At 70.7% G+C, this 7,250-nt stretch carries 6 protein-coding genes; 5 read left to right on the top strand and 1 reads right to left on the bottom strand.

Annotated features, from left to right (window positions below; genetic code table 11):
• From DW306_RS00245 to DW306_RS00235, 3 genes are all read left to right on the top strand, one after another.
• A partial coding sequence (locus DW306_RS00245; protein WP_136053654.1) for a trypsin-like peptidase domain-containing protein occupies nt 1-1,411 on the top strand: 1,411 nt, incomplete at its 5' end.
• A gap of 42 nt (nt 1,412-1,453) precedes the next feature.
• Nucleotides 1,454-2,707: a CDP-glycerol glycerophosphotransferase family protein gene (locus DW306_RS00240; protein WP_136053653.1), complete on the top strand. Its 1,254-nt coding sequence runs from the start codon at nt 1,454-1,456 to the stop codon at nt 2,705-2,707.
• Nucleotides 2,704-4,140: a CDP-glycerol glycerophosphotransferase family protein gene (locus DW306_RS00235; RefSeq protein ID WP_136053652.1), complete on the top strand. Its 1,437-nt coding sequence runs from the start codon at nt 2,704-2,706 to the stop codon at nt 4,138-4,140. The genes DW306_RS00240 and DW306_RS00235 overlap by 4 nt, the downstream gene beginning before the upstream one ends.
• Before the next feature lie 15 nt (nt 4,141-4,155).
• Here DW306_RS00235 and DW306_RS00230 read toward each other — a convergent pair whose 3' ends face one another.
• A complete protein-coding gene (locus DW306_RS00230; RefSeq protein WP_136053655.1) occupies nt 4,156-5,181 on the bottom strand; it encodes a glycosyltransferase family 2 protein in 1,026 nt (341 codons plus the stop codon).
• 104 nt (nt 5,182-5,285) lie between these two features.
• Here DW306_RS00230 and DW306_RS00225 point away from each other — a divergent pair, with 104 nt between their 5' ends.
• Complete coding sequence (locus DW306_RS00225; protein WP_136053651.1) at nt 5,286-6,569, top strand: CDP-glycerol glycerophosphotransferase family protein; 1,284 nt, start codon at nt 5,286-5,288, stop codon at nt 6,567-6,569.
• Nucleotides 6,566-7,250: biotin--[acetyl-CoA-carboxylase] ligase (locus DW306_RS00220; RefSeq protein WP_136053650.1), on the top strand; the 685-nt coding region annotated here is incomplete at its 3' end. The genes DW306_RS00225 and DW306_RS00220, both read left to right, overlap by 4 nt.

The raw sequence follows: 7,250 nt of genomic DNA, 5'->3' as shown, positions 1-7,250 counted from the left end.
CGCCGCACCCGCCACGGCGACGCACGTCGCACCGCAGCCCTTCGTCGCGCCGCACACGGCGCACGCGACGGCCTCGGCGCCCGGTGCCGCCTTCGGCATCCCGACGGCGACCGCGCACACCCAGCCCACGCAGCCGTTGGACGGCACCGCACCGCTCGGCTTCGCCGGCGCCCCGGCAGACGGCACCAAGACCAAGGAGCCCAAGTCGAGGGGCGGCGCGAAGTTCGCGGCGTTCATCGTCGCAGCGGCCCTGGTCGGCGGTGTCGCGGGCTTCGGCGGAGGCGCGCTGCTCAGCGGTCTGCAGGATCAGCCGACCGGCGGAACAGCGGGCGGGCCGCAGACCGTCACCGTCAACAACCCCGGCTCCGTCAACGAGACCACCGCGGTCGCGACAGCCGCACTGCCCTCCGTCGTCACGATCGAGGTGGCAGGATCCGACCAGGCCGGCAGCGGTTCCGGCGTGATCATCAGCGATGACGGCTACGTCCTCACCAACACCCACGTCGTGACTCTCGGCGGGGCGGTGGCCGACCCGAGCATCCGCGTCACCACGTCCGACGGCCGCATCTTCGAGGCGACCGTGGTCGGCACCGACCCGATCTACGACCTCGCGGTGATCAAGCTGACCGACGCGAAGGATCTCACGCCCATCGAGTTCGCCGACTCGTCGAAGCTCAACGTCGGCGACACCGCCGTGGCGCTCGGTGCGCCTCTCGGCCTCGCGAACTCGGTCACCACCGGCATCGTGAGCGCACTCAACCGGAGCATCCAGATCGCCTCGTCGGCACTGCCGGACTCGTCGTCGGAAGATGCTCCGCAGGAGCAGCAGCAGGCGCCCGAGGACCAGGGCGAGGGCGAGGGGCCGTTCCAGTTCGACATCCCCGGCAGCTCCGGACAGCAGTCGAGCGACTCGATCTCGATCGCCGTGATCCAGACGGATGCCGCGATCAACCACGGCAACTCCGGTGGAGCGCTCGTCAACAGCAAGGGCGAGCTGATCGGCGTCAACGTGGCGATCGCGAGCTCGGGAAGCTCCGAGGAGTCGGGCTCCATCGGCATCGGCTTCGCGATCCCGTCGAACATCGCCCAGCGCGTCTCCGACGAGATCATCGCCGACGGCACGGCCACCCATGGGCTGCTCGGAGCCTCCGTCCGCGACGCCGCGAGCGTCGAGGGCGCGAGCGTCGCCGGTGCCTACATCGCCGACGTGACCGACGGTGGAGCGGCCGCAGCAGCGGGGCTCAAGGCCGATGACGTCGTCACCGCATTCAACGGCGTGCCGATCACCAGCGCCAGCGACCTCACCGCGCAGGTGCGCGCGGCGGCCGCCGGCAGCGACGCCAAGGTCACATATGTCCGCGGCGGCAAGGAAGACGAGATCGAGGTGACGCTCGGCGAGCTCGCCGGCTGATCCCGCACCGAGAAGGACGCCACCCCGCGATAGGCTCGCGGGGTGGCGTCCTTCTCTTTCGGCACCGGCAACGCGGCCAAGCTGCTCCGGATCCCGCTGTATGCCGCCGGACGCATGGGCACCTTGCTCGTTCCACGAGGGCGCCGCTGGGTCTTCGGATGCGGTGCCGGCATCGGCGACGGCGCCCTGGCGCTGCAGCGGCACGCGGCGGCGGTCGGGCACGACACCGTCTGGCTCACCTCGTCGGACCGCGAAGATCGGGATGCCGCGGCCCTCGGCATCCGCACGGTGCGCAAGAGCGGATGGCGCGGGTGGTGGGCGACCGCCCGGGCGGGAGTACTCGTCGTCACGCACGGACTCGGCGACGTCAACCGCTACGCCAACGGGGGCGGGTTCGTCGTGCAGCTCTGGCACGGCATCCCGCTCAAGCGGATCGGCCTCGACTCACCCGCCACCACGCAGGTGCCGAACGTTCCGGGAGCACCGCTCCTGCGCCGTATCGTCGGACTGCTGTACCGCGGAGCCGCCCAGCGGATCAGGATTCTTCCCGCCGCATCCGATCGCTCGAGGGGACGCCTGGAATCCGCCTTCGGTCTGGGCGACGACCGGGTCGTCGTGACCGGCGAACCGCGTGTCGACGTGCTGTCGGCCGGATCGATCGAAGAGCGCAGAGCGACGGCATCCGCTCTGCTCGGTCGCGTTCTCGGCGACCTCCCGCAGGATGCGCGCACGATCCTCTACGCCCCGACCTGGCGCGACGGCGCCGAAGACCCTGCGGTTCCGTCGGCCTCCGAGTGGGTGCGGATCATCCGCGTGCTGGAGGAGAACGATGCCGTCCTGCTCGTGCGATCGCATCCTCTCGGGGAGGGCGGCTACGCTCCGCCGCTGCCGAGTCGGAGGGTGCGGATGCTCGGGGCATCCCTCCTCGCCGATGTGACGCCCGCGCTGCCGGCCGTCGACGTGCTGATCACGGACTACTCGTCTCTCGCCTACGACGTCGGTCTGCTGGGGACTCCTGTGCTGTACCTGGCGCCGGATGCGTCGGAATACGGCCGTACCCGCGGCTTCTACGGGCGCTTCGAGGATGTCGCAGGCCCGGATGCCGCCGTATCCTGGGCCGAACTTCTCGTGCAGCTCCGCGTCCTGCTCTCCGACGAGAGCGCGTACGACGCGGAGTCCGTCAGGTCCGCTACGCTCAGCGCGGAGATGCACGCATACCGAGACGGGCGCAACACCGATCGGGTGTATCAGGCAATCCGCGCGCGGGGGATCCCCGCGCCGAAGGGAGCAGCATGACAACGGCCCGGATCGATGAGGCGGCGGAAGCGCTGATCATCGCAGGGACCGGTCAGCGACCGGCGACGGCAGAGCTGGTCGGACCCCGGGCGCGCGTCGACGCACGCGTCTCCGGTGGAGGCAAGACCTGGAAGGCGACCTTCCCGTTGCAGGCGTCGCGGTGGGGCGGCCCGGAGCTGCCGCTCCCGTCGGGCGAGTACGAACTGCGCATCGCCGACACCGACCTCGACGGCCTGCAGGTCGCACCGGTCGTGATGACGGGCGTCCGCATCGCGGTCGACGGCGGAGCGGTGCGCATCGCCGCGCCGATCTCGCCCGTCTACGAGACGCCGGAGGGGCAGTCGACGCTCGAGGGGCGCTACGTGGCCCAGGCAGGCGGCACCGAGAACGCGGTGTTCTTCGAGAGCTTCTACGGCCGCACCGTCGGCTGCAACCCCCAGGCCATCGACCGGGAGCTCGCGGCCCGCGCGCCCGAGGTGCGGCGCTACTGGAGCGTCGTGGACCTCTCGGTCGCGGTGCCGGAGGGCGCGATCGCCGTCGTGGAGGGCAGCCCGGAGTGGTGGCACGCGCGCGGCGCCGCTCGTCTGCTGGTCGTGAACGACTGGCTGCGCCGCCGCTTCGTGCGCAAGCCGGGGCAGAAGGTGCTGCAGACCTGGCATGGCACTCCGCTCAAGCGGCTCGCCCTGCACCGCCCGGGTTTCGATCCGCGCCGGATGGCGGCCGTCGTGAAGGAATCGCGACGGTGGGACGTGCTGCTCGCGCAGAACACATACTCCGAGCGCATCCTCCGCAAGGCCTACGCGTTCTTCGGCCGCCCGATCTGGGTCGAGGGGTACCCCCGCAACGACGGGCTCACCACCGGCGATCCGACGGCGATCCGCACGGCCCTGGGCATCGGCGAGGGCGAGCGGGTGCTGCTGTACGCGCCCACCTGGCGAGACGATCGCAGCGAGATGGTCGACTTCGTCGATGCGGAGCTGCTCGCCCGTCAGGCAGACGCCGTGGTGCTCGTGCGAGGCCACTCCCGCACGCTGCAGCAGGGACGCGACCGCGCCGGTGCCAGGGTCATCGACGTGACGGGCTACCCCGAGACCGCGCAGCTGCTGCTCGCGGCCGACGCGCTCATCACCGACTACTCCTCGGTGATGTTCGACTTCAGCGTCACGGGCAAGCCGATGTACTTCCTCGTACCCGACATCGATCACTATCGCGGACAACTGCGCGGCTTCTATTTCGACCTCGCCGAACGCGCTCCGGGCCCGCTCGTGCGCACGCAGGACGAGCTCGCCGCCGCACTGGCCGACGCCGGTCACGACGCCGCGTACGCCGACCGGTACGAGGCATGGCGCGCCCAGTTCAACAAGCGCGACGACGGTCATGCCGCGCGTCGGGTGGTCGACCGCATCCTCGATCTGGGGTTCGTCGCGCCCTGAGCCCGTGCCTCGCCGTCAGGGCAGGGGTGTGTTGCGGGTGCCGAGGCGCGACGCGTCGACGGTGTCGCGTGCACCGCGCAGCACTCCGCCGAGGAATCCGACGCCCCACGACAGGTGCATGGTGGGCAGGACGAGAAGGGTCCAGAGCTTCTGGCGCAGCCCTCCTCCTCCGGGGGCGAAGGCCACGGCGATCACCAGCAGCAGGTACAGCGCGAGCGGCAGATAGGCCACGATCGATGCGATGAGCGAGAGCACGCCGACGAGCACTCCGGTGAGCTGCAGCGCGGCGACGACGATCGCGAGCGCGACCACCAGCACGAGCGCGGGCGGTGCGAAGTAGCGGATGCCGTTGCGGCGGCCGAACCGTCGGACCAGCTCGCCGCGCCATGCCCCGGTCGCGCGGAACTGACGCGCGAGGCGGAGCCAGCTCTCCCTCGGCCAGTACGTGACGGACAGGGTGGGGTCGAACCAGACGCGATGCCCCGCCTGGCGGATGCGCAGGTTGAGCTCCCAGTCCTCGCCGCGGCGGATCGACTCGTCGAAGAGTCCGACCTCGTCGAGCACCTCGCGGCGCATGACGCCGAGGTACGCGGATTCCGCCTCGCCCTCGTGCGTGCGGCCGTGATAGGCGCCGCCGCCGAGGCCGACGGGGGAGTTGTACAGCCGGGCGACCGCCTTCTGGAACGGCGTGCGACCCTCGGCATGCATGACCCCGCCGACGTTCGCGGACTGCGTGCGGTCGAGCGTCTCCAGGGCACGCGCGGCGTAGCCGGGGGAGAGCTCCGAGTGGGCGTCGACCCGCACGATCGTCGCGTAGCGGCTGGCCCTGATCGCGGCGTTCAACCCCACGGGGATGTGGGCGGCGGGGTTCTGCACCAGGCGGATGCGGTCGTCTGCGGCCGCGAGACTCTCGGCGAGCTCGGTGGTCCCGTCGGTCGAGGGGCCGAGGGCGAGGACCAGCTCGGCGGGACCGTCGACGTCCTGAGTGAGGACGGACGCGACGGCGTGCTCGAGGTACGCCCGCTCGTTGAGCACCGGCATCACGAAGGACACCCCGGCGTCGGGCGTGACGGATTCGTTGGCTGGCACATGACGATCATGTCACGGCGACATCGGGCGTTCCCTGATCTCCGTATTCTGGAGGGATGGGTGCATTGTCTGACGCCAAGAAGGCGTACCGTCTCCTCACGCGCGCGCTCGCGTCCCGGAGCGCGGTGCAACGGGTCCGACGGCGCCTCGCCGAGCGCGAGCCGCATCCGCTCGATCACTTTCGGATCGCGGTCTATTTCGCCGACGGCGCCGTGAATATGTACCAGATGCGGCAGTGGTACCGACCGCTCGCCGAGCTCTCGAAGCGCTGGCCCGTCGTGGTGCTCTCACGGTCGGCGACCGGCGCCGAGAAGCTGCTCGACGAGGACGGGCCGCCCGTCGCGTTCGTGCCCAAGGTGCGCGACCTCGAGAGGTTCATCGCGCAGCAGGACATCCGCGTCGTGCTCTACGTCAACCAGAACACCCGCAACTTCCAGATGTTCCGCTACGGGCGGCGCTGGCACGTGTTCATCAACCACGGCGAGTCCGACAAGATGTACATGACCACCAACCAGTACAAGGCCTACGACTACGCCTTCGTGGCAGGGCAGGCGGCACGCGACAGGCTCTCCCGCACGCTCTGGGATTACGATGTCGACCGCCGCACCATGGACATCGGCCGCCCTCAGGCGGACCACTACTCCGGCACCCTGCCCTACACGCCGGACGAGCGCACCGTGGTGCTCTACGCGCCGACGTGGGAGGGCGACCGCCCGAGCGCCCTCTACGGATCGATCGCGACGCACGGCGAGACACTCGTCAAGAAGCTGCTGGCGACGGGCGTGCATCGGGTGATCTACCGTCCGCATCCCCGCAGCGGCGTCGTCGACGAGGCCTACGGCGCCGCGCACCGCCGCATCATCTCGGCGATCAACGCGGCGAATGCCGCCGACCCCACCGCTCAGCACGTCTACGACCATGGTGCGGAGCTCGGCTGGCAGCTCTCCGCGGCCGACGTCGCCATCGTCGACATCTCGGCCATGGTCTACGACCGTCTCGCTGCGGGCAAGCCCCTCATGATCACGCGCCCCGCCGACGAGCGCGCCGCGGTCGACACGACCGGCTATCTCGCGGACTGCGAATGGCTCACCGTCGAGGGGGCTTCCCGGATCGTGTCCGAGGTGGAGCGCGTGCGAGCCGACGAGGCAGCGGTCGCCCGTCTGCGGATGTGGGTGCAGCACTACTTCGGAGACACGACGCCGGGCGTCGCGACCGCGAAGTTCCATGCCGCCGTCGAGACCCTCATGCAGGAGTGGGAGCAGTGGCAGGCCCACGAGGTCGGCGCGATCCGCGAAGACGAGGACGACGACGACGAGGAAGCCGACGAGGAGGACGCATGACCGGCGATTTCGCGGCCGCCGATGCGACGGCGTCGCGCCTGGAGGTGCTGGCGGAGACCGGCTCGACCAACGCGGACCTCCGCGATCGCGCCGATGACGTCGAGCGCTGGCCGCACCTCTCCGCGCTGATCACGCGCAACCAGACGGCGGGCCGCGGGCGTCTCGACCGCACCTGGGTGGCACCGGACGGCGCGTCCCTCGCGATCTCGGCGCTCCTGCGCGCACTGCCCGCAGGCGCGGCTGCCCGAGGATGGATTCCCCTCGCTGCCGGAGCTGCGATGGCCGAGGCCGTCGCCGCGCAGCTCCCCGGGCACGATGTGGCGGTCAAATGGCCGAACGACGTGCTCGTCGACGGCCGCAAGATCTGCGGCATCCTCGCCGAGGCGACGACGGATGCCGTCATCGTGGGCTCCGGCGTCAACACCGCCATGACCGCCGAGCAGCTTCCGGTGCCGACGGCGACGTCGTTCGCGGTTCTGGGCGTGGACGTCGATGAAGACCGACTGGTCGCGGAGTACCTGCGTGCCCTCGACGCGCACATGTCGGCGCTCGCCGCCACGGACGATGCCGTCGCCAGCGGCCTGCACGCCGCCGTGACCGCTCGCTGCGCGACCCTCGGTGTCGCCGTCCGCGTCTCGCTTCCCGGCGAACGGCTGCTCGAGGGTGTGGCGACGGCGCTCG

Origin of the sequence: Microbacterium sp. K24 (assembly GCF_004794465.1) — a bacterium.
Taxonomy (GTDB): Bacteria; Actinomycetota; Actinomycetes; order Actinomycetales; family Microbacteriaceae; genus Microbacterium.
Note: the sequence above shows the minus strand (reverse complement) of the source record. Positions and strands in the feature narration are given on the sequence as shown.